At 51.5% G+C, this 15869-nt stretch carries 28 protein-coding genes; 23 read left to right on the plus strand and 5 right to left on the minus strand.

Going from position 1 to position 15869, the window contains the following annotated elements; genetic code table 11:
• Window positions 1-35: 35 nt before the first annotated feature.
• Both F0Q32_RS21265 and F0Q32_RS21270 read right to left on the minus strand, forming a co-directional pair.
• Window positions 36-470, minus strand: a complete 435-nt coding sequence (locus F0Q32_RS21265; RefSeq protein ID WP_000883925.1) for a hypothetical protein — start codon at window positions 468-470, stop codon at window positions 36-38.
• A gap of 17 nt (window positions 471-487) precedes the next feature.
• Window positions 488-1603 carry a phosphoadenosine phosphosulfate reductase family protein gene (locus F0Q32_RS21270; protein WP_000946102.1) on the minus strand — a complete coding sequence of 372 codons (1116 nt, stop codon included), beginning with the start codon at window positions 1601-1603 and terminating at the stop codon, window positions 488-490.
• Window positions 1604-1871: 268 nt separating this feature from the next.
• On the opposite strand from F0Q32_RS21270, the gene F0Q32_RS21275 reads away from it, so the two are divergent.
• From F0Q32_RS21275 to F0Q32_RS21360, 17 genes are all read left to right on the plus strand, one after another.
• Complete coding sequence (locus F0Q32_RS21275) at window positions 1872-2480, plus strand: hypothetical protein (RefSeq protein WP_000849071.1); 609 nt, start codon at window positions 1872-1874, stop codon at window positions 2478-2480.
• 4 nt (window positions 2481-2484) lie between these two features.
• Window positions 2485-3006 carry a hypothetical protein gene (locus F0Q32_RS21280; RefSeq protein ID WP_000393785.1) on the plus strand — a complete coding sequence of 174 codons (522 nt, stop codon included), beginning with the start codon at window positions 2485-2487 and terminating at the stop codon, window positions 3004-3006.
• 2 nt (window positions 3007-3008) lie between these two features.
• Window positions 3009-3530 carry a hypothetical protein gene (locus tag F0Q32_RS21285; RefSeq protein WP_000805800.1) on the plus strand — a complete coding sequence of 174 codons (522 nt, stop codon included), beginning with the start codon at window positions 3009-3011 and terminating at the stop codon, window positions 3528-3530.
• A 96-nt stretch (window positions 3531-3626) separates the two neighbouring features.
• Window positions 3627-4100, plus strand: coding sequence for a hypothetical protein (locus F0Q32_RS21290; protein ID WP_000057877.1), 474 nt, complete (start codon window positions 3627-3629; stop codon window positions 4098-4100).
• A 10-nt stretch (window positions 4101-4110) separates the two neighbouring features.
• On the plus strand, window positions 4111-4404 hold the full coding sequence (locus F0Q32_RS21295) for a hypothetical protein (RefSeq protein ID WP_001370730.1): 294 nt from the start codon (window positions 4111-4113) through the stop codon (window positions 4402-4404).
• 4 nt (window positions 4405-4408) lie between these two features.
• Window positions 4409-5263: a hypothetical protein gene (locus tag F0Q32_RS21300; protein ID WP_000539392.1), complete on the plus strand. Its 855-nt coding sequence runs from the start codon at window positions 4409-4411 to the stop codon at window positions 5261-5263.
• Complete coding sequence (locus F0Q32_RS21305; protein ID WP_000829616.1) at window positions 5263-6222, plus strand: S49 family peptidase; 960 nt, start codon at window positions 5263-5265, stop codon at window positions 6220-6222. The genes F0Q32_RS21300 and F0Q32_RS21305 overlap by 1 nt, the downstream gene beginning before the upstream one ends.
• Window positions 6223-6237: 15 nt before the next feature.
• Window positions 6238-7098 carry a DsbA family protein gene (locus F0Q32_RS21310; protein WP_000139698.1) on the plus strand — a complete coding sequence of 287 codons (861 nt, stop codon included), beginning with the start codon at window positions 6238-6240 and terminating at the stop codon, window positions 7096-7098.
• Between the two features lie 33 nt (window positions 7099-7131).
• The gene (locus F0Q32_RS21315) at window positions 7132-7560 is read left to right on the plus strand and encodes a hypothetical protein (RefSeq protein WP_000591074.1); all 429 of its coding nucleotides are present in this window, start codon (window positions 7132-7134) and stop codon (window positions 7558-7560) included.
• Window positions 7561-7616: 56 nt separating this feature from the next.
• Window positions 7617-7976: a hypothetical protein gene (locus F0Q32_RS21320; RefSeq protein WP_000422768.1), complete on the plus strand. Its 360-nt coding sequence runs from the start codon at window positions 7617-7619 to the stop codon at window positions 7974-7976.
• On the plus strand, window positions 7976-8422 hold the full coding sequence (locus tag F0Q32_RS21325) for a Fe3+-siderophore ABC transporter permease (RefSeq protein ID WP_000919345.1): 447 nt from the start codon (window positions 7976-7978) through the stop codon (window positions 8420-8422). Before F0Q32_RS21320 ends, F0Q32_RS21325 begins: the two co-directional genes overlap by 1 nt.
• Window positions 8419-8937 carry a nitrite reductase gene (locus F0Q32_RS21330; RefSeq protein WP_000210756.1) on the plus strand — a complete coding sequence of 173 codons (519 nt, stop codon included), beginning with the start codon at window positions 8419-8421 and terminating at the stop codon, window positions 8935-8937. The genes F0Q32_RS21325 and F0Q32_RS21330 overlap by 4 nt, the downstream gene beginning before the upstream one ends.
• Window positions 8937-9167, plus strand: coding sequence for a hypothetical protein (locus tag F0Q32_RS21335; protein ID WP_000972663.1), 231 nt, complete (start codon window positions 8937-8939; stop codon window positions 9165-9167). The genes F0Q32_RS21330 and F0Q32_RS21335 overlap by 1 nt, the downstream gene beginning before the upstream one ends.
• Window positions 9154-10011 carry a hypothetical protein gene (locus F0Q32_RS21340; protein WP_001167032.1) on the plus strand — a complete coding sequence of 286 codons (858 nt, stop codon included), beginning with the start codon at window positions 9154-9156 and terminating at the stop codon, window positions 10009-10011. Before F0Q32_RS21335 ends, F0Q32_RS21340 begins: the two co-directional genes overlap by 14 nt.
• 230 nt (window positions 10012-10241) lie before the next feature.
• Window positions 10242-10769, plus strand: coding sequence for a thermonuclease family protein (locus F0Q32_RS21350; protein ID WP_001236377.1), 528 nt, complete (start codon window positions 10242-10244; stop codon window positions 10767-10769).
• 57 nt (window positions 10770-10826) lie between these two features.
• Entirely contained in the window at window positions 10827-11099 is a 273-nt protein-coding gene (locus F0Q32_RS21355; RefSeq protein WP_001043047.1) for an HU family DNA-binding protein, read from the plus strand.
• Window positions 11100-11186: 87 nt separating this feature from the next.
• On the plus strand, window positions 11187-11480 hold the full coding sequence (locus tag F0Q32_RS21360) for a chromosome segregation protein ParM (RefSeq protein ID WP_001239997.1): 294 nt from the start codon (window positions 11187-11189) through the stop codon (window positions 11478-11480).
• A 26-nt stretch (window positions 11481-11506) separates the two neighbouring features.
• Here F0Q32_RS21360 and F0Q32_RS21365 read toward each other — a convergent pair whose 3' ends face one another.
• Both F0Q32_RS21365 and F0Q32_RS21370 read right to left on the minus strand, forming a co-directional pair.
• Window positions 11507-11809: an XRE family transcriptional regulator gene (locus tag F0Q32_RS21365; RefSeq protein WP_000124640.1), complete on the minus strand. Its 303-nt coding sequence runs from the start codon at window positions 11807-11809 to the stop codon at window positions 11507-11509.
• A gap of 4 nt (window positions 11810-11813) precedes the next feature.
• A complete protein-coding gene (locus F0Q32_RS21370) occupies window positions 11814-12164 on the minus strand; it encodes a type II toxin-antitoxin system RelE/ParE family toxin (protein WP_000270043.1) in 351 nt (116 codons plus the stop codon).
• A gap of 162 nt (window positions 12165-12326) precedes the next feature.
• Between F0Q32_RS21370 and F0Q32_RS21375 the strand changes: the two genes are divergently transcribed.
• The 4 genes from F0Q32_RS21375 (at window position 12327) to F0Q32_RS21395 (ending at window position 14255) form a co-directional block, all read left to right on the plus strand.
• Complete coding sequence (locus F0Q32_RS21375) at window positions 12327-12875, plus strand: transcriptional regulator (RefSeq protein WP_001061574.1); 549 nt, start codon at window positions 12327-12329, stop codon at window positions 12873-12875.
• A 340-nt stretch (window positions 12876-13215) separates the two neighbouring features.
• Entirely contained in the window at window positions 13216-13410 is a 195-nt protein-coding gene (locus F0Q32_RS21385) for a hypothetical protein (protein ID WP_000343597.1), read from the plus strand.
• 10 nt (window positions 13411-13420) lie between these two features.
• Window positions 13421-13792, plus strand: a complete 372-nt coding sequence (locus tag F0Q32_RS21390) for a hypothetical protein (protein WP_000516916.1) — start codon at window positions 13421-13423, stop codon at window positions 13790-13792.
• On the plus strand, window positions 13785-14255 hold the full coding sequence (locus tag F0Q32_RS21395) for a hypothetical protein (RefSeq protein WP_001281821.1): 471 nt from the start codon (window positions 13785-13787) through the stop codon (window positions 14253-14255). The genes F0Q32_RS21390 and F0Q32_RS21395 overlap by 8 nt, the downstream gene beginning before the upstream one ends.
• A 14-nt stretch (window positions 14256-14269) precedes the next feature.
• Here F0Q32_RS21395 and F0Q32_RS21400 read toward each other — a convergent pair whose 3' ends face one another.
• The gene (locus F0Q32_RS21400) at window positions 14270-14605 is read right to left on the minus strand and encodes a hypothetical protein (RefSeq protein ID WP_000683476.1); all 336 of its coding nucleotides are present in this window, start codon (window positions 14603-14605) and stop codon (window positions 14270-14272) included.
• A 96-nt stretch (window positions 14606-14701) separates the two neighbouring features.
• Between F0Q32_RS21400 and F0Q32_RS21405 the strand changes: the two genes are divergently transcribed.
• A complete protein-coding gene (locus tag F0Q32_RS21405) occupies window positions 14702-15190 on the plus strand; it encodes a DUF1643 domain-containing protein (RefSeq protein WP_001273096.1) in 489 nt (162 codons plus the stop codon).
• A gap of 2 nt (window positions 15191-15192) precedes the next feature.
• On the plus strand, window positions 15193-15690 hold the full coding sequence (locus F0Q32_RS21410) for a hypothetical protein (RefSeq protein ID WP_000062185.1): 498 nt from the start codon (window positions 15193-15195) through the stop codon (window positions 15688-15690).
• Window positions 15691-15869: the final 179 nt, after the last annotated feature.

Raw genomic sequence — 15869 nt, forward strand, 5'->3', positions numbered from 1 at the left:
TGATCACTGAACAAAAAATAATCAACACTGTTTTTTTAGAAAAAAGTCTCGTATGCAAGGCCGAACAGGACGAGTATCACCAACAAGATAAGCATCGACAGCACAAAGTAACCAGACTCGTACATCACAGCTTTGATCACAGAAACGACGCTGATCGATCTTCCAGAGATCCTCCCGATGATCCACTGAAACGCAACGAACGAACCAAGCCCACAGATCAGAACCACCGCTACGGAGACAAGTGCATGTTCCCTCAGGACAGACTCACTCAGGAAACCATACTGCATCCCCATCAATACAAGCCTGCCAATGCCAAAACCCAGGCCCAATGCAACAGCTCCACGAACCAGCACGACCTTCAACGACTGGAGCCATGTCAGCTCAAGATCCATCCCCTTACGGGAAGACCGACGCACCAGCACCGTAGATATGCCCAACCCCAAAAACACCAAAAAAACAAAATCCAACATTGCCACCTCTGCACAAATCAATCAGAACCACAGGCCTCTCGGCCAAATGCGCCACCAGGGAGAACCCACTTCTGCCCCTCCGGCACAAAAATCGGGAGCGTGTAATCTTCTCTGGATACCTGCTCCAATGCCTCAACATCACTAATCTGTATCGGCGCAACAGCAGAACCTAAATCTATTACGTCGATTTTTTTTCTTGATACCGTCACACCAAAGGTTTGTTCATACTGAGCAATTTTCCCAGCTCGTTCAGGCCAGTAGTGACGGATCGTGGACCAGATACGCTGTGAGTTGTAGATGCAGGTCATACACGACGACCGGCTCCAGCCAAGGCGATAAGGGACTGGGGCCAGGATGCGGTGACGCTCGATTACTTCCCATACCTCCTCCTCAGTCCAATGAAGAACGGGCCTCCAGGCATCAACTAACCGTGCAGTCTTCCCATATCTTCTGTCACAGGCATGAGCCTCAAGCTGGTTGTACTTGGATCTGTTTGCACTTTCCTCCCGGCGCTCACCAGTGATGAAAAGGATCTTCTTCCCCTTGAAGCGCTCCTGGTTATTAAGAGCTCTGCGGCCAACATCGATCTTCAAGGCTGATGAGCACCACCTTGTTTGGAGTGATGGCGATTGCTGAGGGAAACGAAGGCGCGTACCAGGCTTAGAGCGCTTATGGTCTCTAGGCAGCACCAGAAGCCCCTCAGGCGTCTCTACACGATGGGGGTGGCTATAGGCATTGTCTTTGAGCATTTCGCCCTCAAAGCCGCCCTCAAGCCACGAGAAGTACATTGGGATACCCAGTTCTTCCCCGAGCTGACGACAGTAATCACGCATGAAGGCCCAATCCATCAACGAACTGCCTTCCTGACCATCAACATCATGGTGCCAGAACTCCACCTTTGACTTATCAACACCCATGTCCACCAGCCGCAAGTACGCAGCAATCGAGTCTTTGCCTCCAGACAGGCAAACAATGATGTGATCGTACAAACTCAGGTCCACATCCGGAGCGGAGAAGTACGTTGTTCTATCGTCACAACGCTGACTGGAAGATATGCCGGTAAGAACCGACTCCAGTGATGGCAACACCACCTGGTCATCGAACAAATCTCCTTGGTTTTCTCGTCTCAACATAAGTCGCTCTTTTTTCTTTACTGGGTTGTTTTTATGATTTACAGTATTATAAAATGATACTGTGAAAAGTAAAGTTTTCAGAACGACTAATCACTCAGGAGAACTTGATAAGCACCAGAAAGCAATCTAAAGGTGGTTTTTCGGTGAGGTTAGTTCAGGGGCAACCTGCCGCTGCTGATTGGAAATCATCAAGAAGTGGCTTTTTGGTGGGATTACGGTTTGAAGGGGTGAGTATGTGGGAACGTTGCACGGTTAAAGGGGGCCGCACATGAAAACGATAAAGCGGTTCATCGTATGGGTGAATTACGGTCTTGAGGGTTGGAGCATTTTCGGATCGAGCGATGACTGGGATGAAGCGGTATCCATCCGTTCGGAAGCGATAGACGAATGCAATATTGACGAGGAAGACATCATCTTGGCAGAAAACAAAAACGAGCTGGTGGTAAAACCTGCGGCCAAGCAAATGACGGAGTGGCACCGGGAACTGGAAGCCGTCCTTATGACCTTGGATGACTGCCAGATGGAATGTGACGGTATGACATGGGCAGTAAGCCACCTACTCAATGAAGCGGGTGTACCTCATGACTGCATGTATGGCTTTGTGCGAAACGAACAGACCAAGGACATCGTGACACCGCATTTCTGGGTTGTCCTGGATGATGGGTGGCTGGTGGATCTGAGGCTACGCATGTGGCTGGGCGATCACGACAACATTCCTCACGGGGTATTCCATCCCGATAACGAGCCAGGACTTTTCTACAAGGGAGACCCGGTTCAAAACCATAAAGGGATGAGACTGGGCAAAGCCGTCCTGGACATCATGACCGACGGAAAACTTTCACATGTGAAAGTTCCTGAACGACAAGACGGAGAGTAATAGCGTGGAATTTGATTACGACAAGTCAGTATCAAACGCACATCTTGAGGCCGCAGGCTGGGGTATGGATGCCTTTAACCACTCCAACCCATTTGAGAGTCATGTCATCTATGTGCGTGACTACCGCAACGATCACATCCGCCTGTTCACCATCAAGCAGGCTGACTTCGACACGATAAAGCTGCCGCTTCACCTTACCTCCGACATGCTGGCTTCGGTGATCGCTGAGTTCGTATCGAAGGCAGCAAAAGGGAAGTTGAATACGAAGGAGTCCGACACGCTGGCTCCTGCCTTGGTTGGCTATGCCAAATCAACAGAAACCTACCGGAGCTGGCGGAGAGTTTCTGGAGCAACAGAGCGATTGCATATGGTCATCAATATCTATGCGGGTTCTGAATTGCTGAGACCTTTCATCGCTCGGGCTCCTGAGACCGTCCTGACGACCCAAGAGCTACTGGTCTTCTCATCACAGGTTAAGAGCATGGATGTATCCAATCATCCAGAGTGGTTTAGGGGCCGGAGGTAGTCATGAAGCCAGTTCTCTGGATATTCGTCCTGATCATCGCCCCTTTCGTCATTGCGAAAGTGGACCAATGGCGCAAACGCGGCATTGGAGACACCTGGGCGTGGTGGAAATCAGAGAACATGCCTTATGAGCTGCGCTCGGCCACTCTGTTTTTGTCCGAACAGGACATATCAACCACACAGCCGGTGCCCATGCACGGCAGGGTTGATCAGGTGTACCAAACCAAGAATGGGGTTCTCATTCCCTTGGACACCAAGCTGCGCCAGGTAAACCACATCTATGAGTCGGACATTATCCAGCTCTCGGTTTACCGGGTAATTCTGTCACACAAGTACAAGGCACCCGTTGCCAAGTACGGCTATGTCCGAACCGTTGTTGAGACAGCGGACGGGGATAGAGTCCGTTACATCAAGACAAACCTTCTCAGCGAAAAAGAAGTGGTCAAGCTGTGGCACCGCTATCAATCCATCCGTTCTGGTCAGGTAAAAACCTCCTGTTCCTGTGGCGGAAAGTTTCACATGTGAAAGTTCTGGATTGAATCAGGGTTGCCCGAATTGGGCAGCTAGGCGGGGTTGCATTTTTGAAAAGTCCTGTACGCTGGTTGGTATAGGAGGTGAATAGTGGCCCAGCTTAAACATAACCGCTTCGTCATGTTGGGGTCCTTGGTAGCGACGGTCGTAGCTGCCGCCAATGGCTTGAGTTTTCTCACCCTTATGGCTGGTGGAATGACCCTTCTCCAGTTCATGGCTTGGAAGCAACAAGATGCTGTCCGGAGCCGGTTTAAAGCTGCGAAGGATGCGTTTGAAGCGTTGAACGTCATTGCGTTCGACAAGCACTGGGTAGGTTCAACCGCGACGGTCGCCAAAGTGTCGAACATGATCACTCCGCCCGAACGACTGGATAAGCCCTGGGCGGTGCAAGTTCTGGCCGTGACCAAAGGTGGGACGTGGTTCGCGGTGGATCTGCAAGTGACCGGCACTGACAAGGTTCAGATGCTTAGCCTCCACCAGCTTAGTGAAAAGGCGGCAAAGACCATGCTGGCCTTCGACCTCGAAGTGTATGAGAAATTTTTCGGAAAACCTGATGTTGCATGAGGACAATGTGATGGAAAAAGTCAAAAGCGTAGATGCCGTGGAGTTCACGGCAGCAGATAAGAAGGCGATGACCCATGCGGCATACGCCCAGTGTTTCTTCATTCTGGCCCAAGTGATGGCATTCCCTTCCCTGGGGGTGGCTGGCGCTATGGTTGCTGCTCTGTGCGGCATGATGCCGTGGTTGACCAAGTTCGCCAAAGAGGCTCCATCGAAAGCCTTTGGCATGGTGATGGCTTCACTCTGCCTTGCTCCTGTGTACGGGAAACTCTGTGAGCTGGTGGTCCACGCGATTCAGGGAGCTTGAGCTTATGGGGGTAGTACGAGTTCCCTACCTCTTGGCTGAGCTGAAAGAACGCGGATGTGCTGATGAATCTGCTCTGGCGCAGGTTATGCAGCCTGGATGCCGAATTGGAGAGGAAGACCTGCGGAAGTTGGCCGCAAATTTAGGGCTTGAAGTGTCCGAGCTGGCACCAGCGCCAGAGAACGCGGCCAACACCCGGTTCAAAGCAAAGCTGAGAGGAGGTTTGGCCTCCTTTCTTTTTGAGTACGACGGCTGTTTCCGACATGCAGAAGGCTCCAGCCATGCAGAAATGTTGGGTATCGAGCAAGAAGACGACATAGGTCTTCCGAGTCGAGCTGCTGACGCCATGCTCCTGGAGAAGACGCTTTACCAGGTAATCGCTCGGGCTAAGTACATGCTCGGCAAAATCGACAGCAAGTTTGTCAGGTCAGAACAAGCAATCGAGTTCCGTGAGCAACTTGCTCCTGGGATCTTCAAACCAGGTTACAGAGGTTTCCGATTCAAGGAGGCTGCCGCTGGTGATTTGCCTACTGTCATGATTGACGGTCGGAAGTTCAACTGCGTTGCCAGCATAGCCAGAGCACATGGACTTGATCCGGTAACGGTGCGTAGGCGCATTGCGGACACCGGGAAGGCCGCAGACAAACTCTCCAATGATGAGTGGAAGCTCATCCTCGCCAAGAAAAAAGGTAAAGGGAAACCCTTCACCTATCTGGACAGGACCTACAGCAACATTGCTCAGTTCTGTCGTGAGCATCAGCTCAACACCAACCTTGTTTACCAGAAAGTCAAAGACCGGGCTGATAGCGCTGATGAAGAGTTCTGGGGACTGATAATCGAAACATGCAAAAGGAAAAACTAATGGCAGAAAACAAAGAGATCCCCTGGGAGAAAGAACTCATTGAGAAGTACATGTTCACCCTGCATAAAGAGCAGGTGAAAGACCGGCGCTGGCGGACCATGTTGCGTGTGCTTCGCGCATCTGGTTTCGTGCTTCTCATGATCGGCTTCATCATTTTGGCATCTAATCCGGGTGGGATGCCGTGGCAAAGCGCCAAGGCAGGAGCCCCTCACACCGCGTATATCAACATCCGTGGTGAAATTGCTGCTGGCACTCTGGCCGATGCTGATCACCTTATCCCGTCCATCCAAGCTGCATTCGACAACCCGAACTCACAAGCTATCGTGCTTCGCATAAACAGCCCTGGCGGTAGCCCGGTTCAAGCAGGACGGATTTATGACGAAGTGAAGGCGCAGCGAGCCCTTCATCCGGAGAAAAAGGTCTACGCCATCATTGATGACATCGGTGCCTCTGGCGGTTACTACATCGCCTCTGCTGCGGATGAAATCTATGCTGACCGCGCCAGCCTTGTCGGTTCTATCGGCGTCATCAGCTCGGGGTTTGGATTCACCGGCTTGATGGACAAGCTCGGCATCGAGCGCCGGGCTATCACTTCCGGAGAGCACAAAGCGCTTCTCGACCCATTCTCCCCTCTTACCTCTGACATGAAGAAATTCTGGGAGGGCGTTCTATCGAAAACCCACCAGCAGTTCATCGAACGAGTGAAGGCTGGGCGGGGTGATCGACTGAAAGACGACCCAGAGGTGTTTTCTGGATTGCTCTGGAACGGGGAGCAGGCCAAAGACATTGGGCTGATTGATGGCCTGGGTAGTTTGAACTCCGTGGCGCGAGACGTCATCCACCAGAGCAACTTGGTGGACTACACACCAACCGAAGACATCATCCGGCGACTGACCCAACGAGCGAAGCTCGAAGCCAGTTCCTTCGTGCAAGAACTCAGCGCTGTGAAAGTTTACTGATAGGAGCAGTTTGATATGACAGAACAAAGTACCAAATCACTACGTCTCGGGGTTGTTGCCGCCATTCTTTTGGGGCTCGTAGGAACCGGGTTCGGGATCTACCAGTTCGTGAAAGAGAAGGATCTGGCGCAAGAGATCGCCAACGTGAAGTCTACGGTCAACCAGGTGAAGGATGCCGAAGGCGTCACCTTCAAAAGCAAGGCAGAGTTTGAAGCTGCTGTGGCCGAAAGCATCAACAAGTTTGTCGCGCAGAAACAACAAGCCGACATCGATCAGAAGTATGCCCAGTTCGAGGCAGCACCTGAGAAGGTCGAAGAAGGCAAACACATCTACGGGGACCTTGGTGCTCGGTTCACGCTGGTGGAGTTCTCCGATATGGAGTGCCCATTCTGCAAGCGATTCCACGACACACCCAAACAAATTGTGGATGCCAGCAAAGGCAATGTGAATTGGCAGTGGAAGCACATGCCTCTCGATTTCCATAACCCGGCAGCTCACAAGGAAGCTCTGGCCGCTGAATGTATTGCTGAGCAGAAGGGCAACCGTGGCTTCTGGGTCTTCGTTAACGACATTTTCCACCATACCCAGGGGAATGGTGGCGGTGTTGCTGACCTGGCCTCTGTTGTCACTGGTGTTGGTGCTGATCTGGATGCGTTCCGGGAGTGCCTCGGCTCAGGAAAGTACGAAGACAAGGTTGAAGCTGACATCCAGAAAGCCAAGAGCTATGGCGTCAACGGGACACCAGCCACTTTTGTAGTGGACAACCATACCGGCAAGAGCCAGCTTCTCGGCGGCGCTCAACCGGCGCAAGCCATCATGGCCGTGATGCGAAAAATGATGATTGAGTCGCAACAAGACGACTCCGCGAACCAATAAAAACTTTCACATGTGAAAGTGGAGTGAGAACTGATGATCAAGATTACAACTAAATTGGGATGCCTTCTGGCGGGGCTGCTTGTCCTGTCGGCTTGCTCAAGCGTCCCTCAGCCAAACAACGAATACGCGAAGGCCTTGGATGATACCAAACAGGTATGCGCTGCCTGTGCCCTGGTTGGTAATGACCTGCTGGTTGCCCTCAACAAGTCATGCGACACCCCAATGACCCCCGAGACTCTTACAAGCGTCATGAACAGTAACCCGATGTTTGCCGCCATGATGGCAATTAACTCCATAGGTGGAACCGACTTCTATCAGGTTTACCGTGATGCGGCCATAGACACCCTGCGGTGCAATGAAATGGACAGTTGGCCTGATCGGACCAAGGTGCGTTTCCAGCAGCCCGACATGCAAAAGGCGCTGGCCTTGAGGGTTTCTGCCAGACAGCAGAAGGCAAATTAACTTTCACATGTGAAAGTCAGGCTCTCCGGGGCCTGATTTCACTATGAGGTGAATCTATGGAGTTACAAGAAGCAAAAGAGGCTCTCGATAGCCTTCATCCACACAAGGCCTCAGCGCCTTTGAGGCTTGTCATCCACCAGCCAGGTGGGATTGGTGGAACCCCTACAGTGGGGGTGAAAGCTATTCACGCAGGCTTTGACTGGGACAGCAACACCATCCTGATCTATCCGGAAGAGCAGCTCACCCGGTTGACGCCGGATGAGGTCGCCGCCATCACGAAGTCAGTATCGAAAGGACAGTCCTGGCATTCATATCAGCAGTTCAAGAAGTATCGGGAGCAGTTGGCCGAAGCCACGGAAGAAATTAATAGGCTCAGGGCTGAGCTGGGCAGGTATCAGAATAACGGGAGGGGGTAATGCTAAAACGCGGAATTATCAATCTCGCTGCTAGTTACATCATTGTTGATGCCCTACTCCGGAATGCAGCAATTTGGATCTTTGGCTTGTCCTTCTCCGTTGGTGGCACTTACGTCACTGGCGAGGCCAGTACATGGGTCGTTTACCTAGCCACTTCTGGTGCCATGACACTCTGTTCTGTCGTAACAGCCTACCTGCTCGTGACCTATCACCGCTGGGGGCTGATGACGGCCAGGGTCTGGTTGCTATTGAGTGCCTGCCTAAACGGCTATGCCGTCTATTTGAGTAGCCACAACATCCAGTTGGTGGTGGCACTGCTTTCCAGCCTGTTTATTGCTTTGTGGATGCTCAAGACCCTTGAGCAACCAGCAGTGAAGGGGACGTACAAGGTAATCGCTGATCTTCACCGTCAGCTATGGGGAATGTTGAAGGGGCAAACACAATGACGACGAATACTCAAAACGCGAACGCCAACCAGGTTCGGTCTTTACGCGACATGCTTGTCCCCGCCCTGTTGTTCTATGTGGTGATGACGGCCATGTTTGTGGGTCTTGACGCATTCATGGATAAACCCACCAGCATGAACCTGCCATTTATGCCGTTCCTTGTCTCGATGGTGAGTTTTACCAGTGACGCACGTCGAGCGTGGGACTGGCGAAACGGGACCAAGGTTGTAGCTGTATTGACTGCGGTAGCCATGCTGTTGGCATTCATCTATCAGCTCGCGGTCGGAGAGATGAATCTCTTAGGGGTTGGTATATACCCGGCCACAGCCATCCTTCTGTTGGCAATCTCCTGGGTGATTCGCGCTATCGGAAAGACAGCACCTTTCCAGTTCCTGGGGAGACACCTGGCGCGGTTTGGTGCATCGAAGTGGGTCCAGCGTACCGCCGCAGTCATTGTGCTCGCGGGAGGCCTTGCCATCACTATCTATGCCTACTGGCTTAACCACGGGAGCTGATGATGATCATTGCAACGAAGAACGGCTTTCTGGTGGCCGCAGAACTAATCAGGGAAGAGGCCGGGTACTGGCTACTACAGCCTCGTGACCAAAAGACGCCGGTCAGGGTGAATAAGCAGGATAACAATAAACGCGCTTTCACGCATATGGGAGACGCCCTTCGCTGGGCCGGTGATCCTGAGCTTGCAAAGCAATTCGATGCCGAGGGGGAAGAACATGCAAATTCGTGACTACATGACAAAGTTGTTTGACGCATTTGGTGATGTGGAGGAAGTCACCCGAGAAATGCTTCTGGAGCAGGCGGAGCTCATTCATACGATCAGCGATAAGTGTCAGAGCACAGGCCTGTTTCTGGATAGTCAGGTTCGTTTCAACCAGTTCGTTCAAGAGATTGAGGCTGACGACAAGGTAGAGGATCGGTTGCTTCATGCTTGGTGCTGGGTAATGGACCGAATAGTGAAGGCTCCAACATCCTTTCACATGGATGGGGCTGTGATTTTGACAATGCCTCTGGTCGCCAGATACCTGCCACCGGTTGAACAGGAGCCGGAAACCATCGTGGTGAATCTCGATGAGGACTACAAGGCTCCTGTAGGCAACCAAACGCTCTGCGAGCTCGTTATGGAACGGAGGCATTGGCCGCAAGGTGCAACCTGTGCGACCCAAGAAGCGGACGGGGGAGTCCTCTACTGGGACGCCCCGGTTGATGTGGTAGAGGAAGGCAGAAAGGTCGCCGGTAAGCACGGCATGATGGCCGAGATCGGATTGAAACATCAGGTTGATGCCTGGTATGCAGATATGGACGAAACACGGCTCGCAACCGATTGGAACACCGCCGTCATTACGCCTCACTGCTTGCTGCTTTCCTATCTGGATGTGCTTCAAAAGAACAAAGTTCCCTTTGATGAAGGTGTGCAGCTCGCTGCCGAATGGGTGAAGCAACTTGGCGGGGAATTTCGTGAAGACACTGAGGAAGCGCCGGAAGCTGAGGCTTCAGTGCTTTCCCTGGGGAGAGCCACGGCTCATTGCTTTAAACCCTATCCGGACACAAAAAATTTCTATTACGAGGCCTAAGCCTCACCCAAACAGGAGGATCAACATGCGATACCAGGTATTTAAAACGAAGGAAGGGGGCCAGCCGGTGTTTACGGCACCGTGGTACTGGTTGGCCTCTGCCATTGCTCACTGGTCATCTCTTAACTGGGATGCCTGTCGAATCGTAGACAGCAAGGTGGATGAAACAAGGCTCTGTTGGGCCAAGGCTCTACCGGCTGGGAAAAAAAAGTAATTTGGATGGAGTGATTATGAGGTTAGGTTTTGTGAAAAATACGGGGGTTTCAGCGTTCCTGGTAGCCATGCTGGTGGTGGCCCCTCAGGTATGGGCAGAAACCTTTACTGCGAAGGTTGTGGGGGTGTCTGACGGTGATACGGTCAAGGTCCTGACTGAACAAAGCTGTGACTCCGGGAAAGATTGCCGGAGCGGCAAAATCCAGTACCGGGTAAGGCTGGCGGAAATCGACACCCCAGAGAAGAAACAACCCTACGGCTCAAAGGCGAAACAGGCGTTGTCCGATCTGGTGTTTGGTCGAATGATTAAAGTCGAGCAAATCGACAAAGACCGTTATGGCCGTCTGGTCGCCAACCTTTATGTCGATGGCAAATGGGTCAATGCCGAAATGGTCCGTTCTGGGAGTGCGTGGGTGTACCGGCAGTACGCCAAAACACCGGAGCTGTTCAAGCTGGAGGCCGAAGCCAAAGCCGATAAGCGAGGTCTCTGGGCATTACCGGAATCGGAGAGAACTCCCCCTTGGGAGTGGCGAAGAAAGCACTAACCACACCCCAGAGTATGCAGGTGTAAACAGTAACCAAGAAAACAAACAGGAATAACGATGAACAAAAGTGAACTGATTATGAAAGTGGCCGAAGACGCTGACATTAGCAAAGCAAAGGCCGAAGCTGCGGTAAATGCGCTGATCAACTCAGTGACAGAGGAGCTTAAAGCGGGTGGGACAGTAGCGCTCACTGGGTTTGGTACTTTCCACGTTAAGGAACGCGCAGCGCGAACCGGGCGGAATCCCCAGACTGGAGAGAACATCCAGATCGCGGCGGCCAACATTCCTGGGTTCAAAGCTGGTAAGGGGTTGAAAGACTCCGTGAACTAGATCTTAATCATGTGACACATGAATAAGGTTTACATAAGGCTCCTTCGTGGGAGCCTTATTCATATCAGACATGAATAAGGGGAAGGGATGAGATTGTCGTCAACTCAAAAAGACGTTTTGTTCATTCTATACGCAATTGAGGCCGGTGGAAAAGCCGAGCCTGTACCAGGTGTAAAAATACTGGAGATGATCAATTCAGCTCGCCAGAGCGGTATTCATGGAACGAACTTCCGAACGTCATGCCACACGCTGGTGGAGAACGGCCTGTTGAACAAGTACCGGAATGCTTCTCTAAAGCTGGCCTTTAGGCTGACCGACGATGGCAGGGAACGTGCAGGAGAGATATACCGAAAACGGCTGGAAGAAGAGCAAGAGAAGTAATACGCCCCATAACGGGGCGTATCGAGTTAAACGGCAAAGCCGTAGTGGGTGCCGTCCGGAAGTTCAACATCGAGGCGTAGCTTGCCACCGGAGGCCTCAACGTACCGCTTAATGGACGACAGCTTGAGATCTCGTCCAGGTTTTTCCATCTCGGAGACTGTCGGCTGTCTCACACCCAGAGATGCAGCAATTTCCCCCTGGGTAAGGTTCATGCGATCACGAAGCTCTGCCAAGTGGATGTTCAGTAACATCTCAGTGGCCGCTTTCTGTGCTTTGGCAACAACCTCAGGCTTTTCTGTTGCCAGCATTTGGTCAAGAGTTCTTGCCATAACGTCACTCCTTCTTCAATTTATCCAAGTGCGCCGCAAACTCACGGTCTGCAATTGGGATCATTACTTCATAAAACCTTTTCTCGTCCCCGGTCTTGTTACCGGCGCAGAGAAGAATCCCCTTACGCTTTGGATCGAACGCAAAGAACGCTCTGATAGGATCTCCTTTGCTTTGGACCCGAAGCTCTTTCATGTTGCTGTAGGATGAACCGTTAACAGTATCCGCGTATGGCCTCGACAGCATGGGGCCTCTATCTCGCAGCACCATCATCGAAGCCAGCACGTTTGCTCTATCGGTATCATCCAGAGCATCGAACCACTCATCAAAGGTGTCGGTTGTCTCGATGACCCACATGATTTCTCCTTACTTAATATAGGTGCAATCCTATATAGATTCAAACCTATAATCAAGAAAAATCGGCGGCGATGGGGGCCGAAATGTCAGTAAGTAGTCATGTGACTAAAATAGGGGGTAGAATAAGCCTCGATATAGTCATGTGACTAAAAGGTGTCCTGAATGAACAACCTACCCCTACTGCTCGATGCAAGAGAAGCCATTGACTACTACCACCAGCATCCAGGCATGACTGATGCAGAAAAGGCCTATGTGGTCGCGTTCCTAAGCGGAGAGGGGCGTTCAAACAGTCAGATCAGAGAGGATCTGGGTATTGAGAAGGTCTATACGGTTACACACCTGAAACGCGCCGGTACGCTATCGGAGGAAGAGCTAACACTCTGGCTCAGAAATCCACGCAAGATCACCCTGGGGCATGTGAGGGCCGTGGCTAAGTTACCTTTCAGCAAGAGAGAAAAGCTCCTGAGGGATCTCCTGCATACCAGGACACCGGTTCATAAATTTGAGGCGATAGCGAAGGGCAAAGAAGTGGACAGGGATGCAGACATTAAGCGCCTGGAGACCCTGATGAGCGATGCTACGGGTAGGCCTATCAAAGTTCGCTATAACCCCGCGAAGCGCTCCGGGGAACTGACGCTGGGATTCTTCACGCTCGATGACCTGGATGACGTGTGCAAGGCTTTGGGGTTTGATCCAAGCGAGCAGATGTAAACCAGAAAACTTTCACATGTGAAAGTCTTGCAAGGTGTCTTTTTATTGTTTACAGTATCATAAAATGAATCTGTAAAGGTGCGCGATGAATGTGCTTCCAACGAAAAGCTGGCCTTGGGCGTTATAACTCAACCAGACCTGAGTGGCTGGCGGCGTACCGAAACGCAAGATGTATGAGAAGCTCAGGTAAAGAACCTGATGCTTCTCTTTCCGGGATAGCTTGGAAGGCGCAACTCATTGTTGCCCATGAAAGAGGCAGAATTGACAGCCTGGCTGTCCCTTTGGATGCCAGATTGATAGCAAAGAACCTCATCGACGAGATCCTTGCTGAGGAGAACTGATGGACGAAAAAATTACCTACGAAGAAATGCTTGAACAACTCGACCAGAAAGGCATCCGCGTCACCAACGGGGCGAGACGGCTTTATGTCGCGTTGAACAACGGAGTCAAAGCTGAGGTGCTGGGTAACTGCGGTCCCGCCACAATCAGCTTGGTTGACGGGATGATTGTTGTGGAAGAGCAGACTCTCCACTAAGGGCAGCAGCATGGGCAAAAAAGTACACATCATTTGTGGAAAGTGCGGCAGTGACGAGATGAACTTTGTCATCAATGAACACTGTCCAGACGATCCCCAGAATGTTGCCAGTATGTCCTGCTCAAATTGTTGCGAACTGACAGGCATAGCCGAGTGGTCGGAATTTAATGGACGTGAGCTGAAAGGTGAAGCCGTCGCCCTATCAACACCGGCAAACGTGAATGCTCTTCTAGGATTGCTTCGCCAGGCGATGGACAGCGTTGAGTATCGCCTCTATGGCGGGGACATGTCATTGAGCGGTAATGATGCTGCCGAACTCATAGACCTCCAGGAGCGAGCTGAGAAGGTCTTGTCTGTTCTTCGGAGTGATCAGCATGAGTGATTTATACGAACCGCTTGAGTTTGTGTTCTGCGGCTTTAGGAAAGGGGACGCTGGGCTATTTATCTCGGTAGCCACTTTGCGCGATGGTGTTTTAGGCCGTGAGATGTATTTCTCAAAGGGAAAAAGCAAAAGGCGCTGGGTTGTCGGTGGCATTTACTCAGGGGCCTCGTTTTCGGACAACGGAGCAAAAGGTCTGGATGATGCTCATTACGTTAAAGCATGGGAAGTGCAAGGCGACAAGATAGAGTGGCAAGCAAAAAGCGAGCAAGCCGAAGCCTTGGCGCGAAGCGAGAAACTTGAAGCCGACGATAGGAAGCGCAATGAACTCGAAGAGCTGATGCTACCCATCAGGAAGCAATATGGGGCATTAACAAAGCGACGTGATAGGGCAGGGGCCGCAGCTCTTGAAGAAGCTGTCCTGAGAGCGCTGAGAGCGCCCATCAGGAAGGCTGAGGAGAAATAACCGTGGAGCCAGTCTTAGCTAAAGCATTCGCCGGTTTTAAAGTCGTAGCTGTAAGTGCCCATCAGATTGGCTTTTCGGCTTTTCTTGCCATTGGTGTTTGCTGGCGCTTTAGGGGTCGCAAGTACGCCATAGAACAGGATACCAACAAGTGCCGCTTGCCACGCGAAAACAGCAACCAGAATCCAAAAAGCAGCAGCCAGAACCGGCAGTTTGTGCAGAAGGTTGAGCACCGACTTGGCCCAAATCACTGCCGGGATAGCCAGCACTGCGTAACCCCAGTTGGTGGCCTCAAGCATAGCCAGGCCAAGAATAACAACAGCCATCAGCGCGATATTCAGTACATGTTTCATGGTCATCTCTCCTTTTCAACTTACACTTTTATCCTATCACAGCATTAAAAAATGCAACTGTGAAAGGGCATTTTTCATTCAAAAAGAGGTGACACTTTGAGTGCAATTATCAGCAAGTGCGGCATGTACAGATACCGTCTGGAAAGGGATGTGCAACCCGAAGGCCTTGTGTTCGGTTATTTTGGTGTAAACGGCTCTACGGCCACGGCCACCGAGGACGATCACACGGTCAGAAAGTGGATAGGGTTTACCAAGGTCAACGGAGGGAGGCGATTCATAGTCGGTAATGCTTTTGCTTTTCGGGCGACCGACGTTCGAGAGCTGGCTACGGCGGTTGATCCTGTCGGGCCTGAAAATGAAATCCACTTGGAAAGGATTATTCGGGATGCTGATGTCTTGGTGCCCTGCTGGGGGAGCCGAACTAAGCTGCCTAAGTCTTTGCATGTTCATTTGGACAGGCTTTTAGAGCAGCTCGTTGCATCTGGGAAGCCGGTATTGGCATTTGGCGTGACTGGTTCGGGGGACCCGAAGCACCCACTAATGCTTGGATATTCGACAAAACTTGTGCCCTGGGGAGGAAAATAATTATGTCGATGCTTGAAGCACGTTACTTCGTGGCAAAGATAAGCGATGCACAGGCCGTGCTCTGCGATGAGGAGCTGGCGACACTGGAAAGGCTGATCCGGAAGGTTGATGATGGCCGCAGAGCAAATGGCAAGAGCTCGCTTACTTGCGTTGTTGTCGAAGAAGATTGGCCGAACTGGCAGCAAACGGTTGACTCTGTACTTTCACTTGCTGACGGGAAAGACAACGATTGGACCAATGCCACACCAGAACAAATCAAGGCCTTTTGGGTCGATGACTCAGTTTGGAAAACTCTGGATGGCCGGGATAAATGGATTGAAGATCTCGACCTGCTGGTGGACGGTTCCCCGGTGGCTTCTGAGTGGGAACCTTTTGGCTTGGAATCAGGGCAGTCTGTCGTCATACGAGGCGGATGGATAGAAGGGAATGCCTTGAGTGATGATGGCGTACCGCTAGTGCAGGCATTCGTCGCTTGGAAACAGGGCCAAGACAACCACTAAAGGAAAATTACTTCGGAAGGGCGGCTATGGCCGCTTTCTTTTTAATATTTACAGCATCACATAATGATACTGTGATGTTGTTAATTTACTTGGGGAGGCGCTTATGCTCACTGCTAAATGTATAGGGTGCGGATGCACCGATGATCACGCTTGTGTTGAAAAGGCACTGTTGCAAAGTT

This window comes from Pseudocitrobacter sp. 73, assembly GCF_008369545.1.
GTDB classification, from domain to species: Bacteria; Pseudomonadota; Gammaproteobacteria; order Enterobacterales; family Enterobacteriaceae; genus Pseudocitrobacter; species Pseudocitrobacter vendiensis.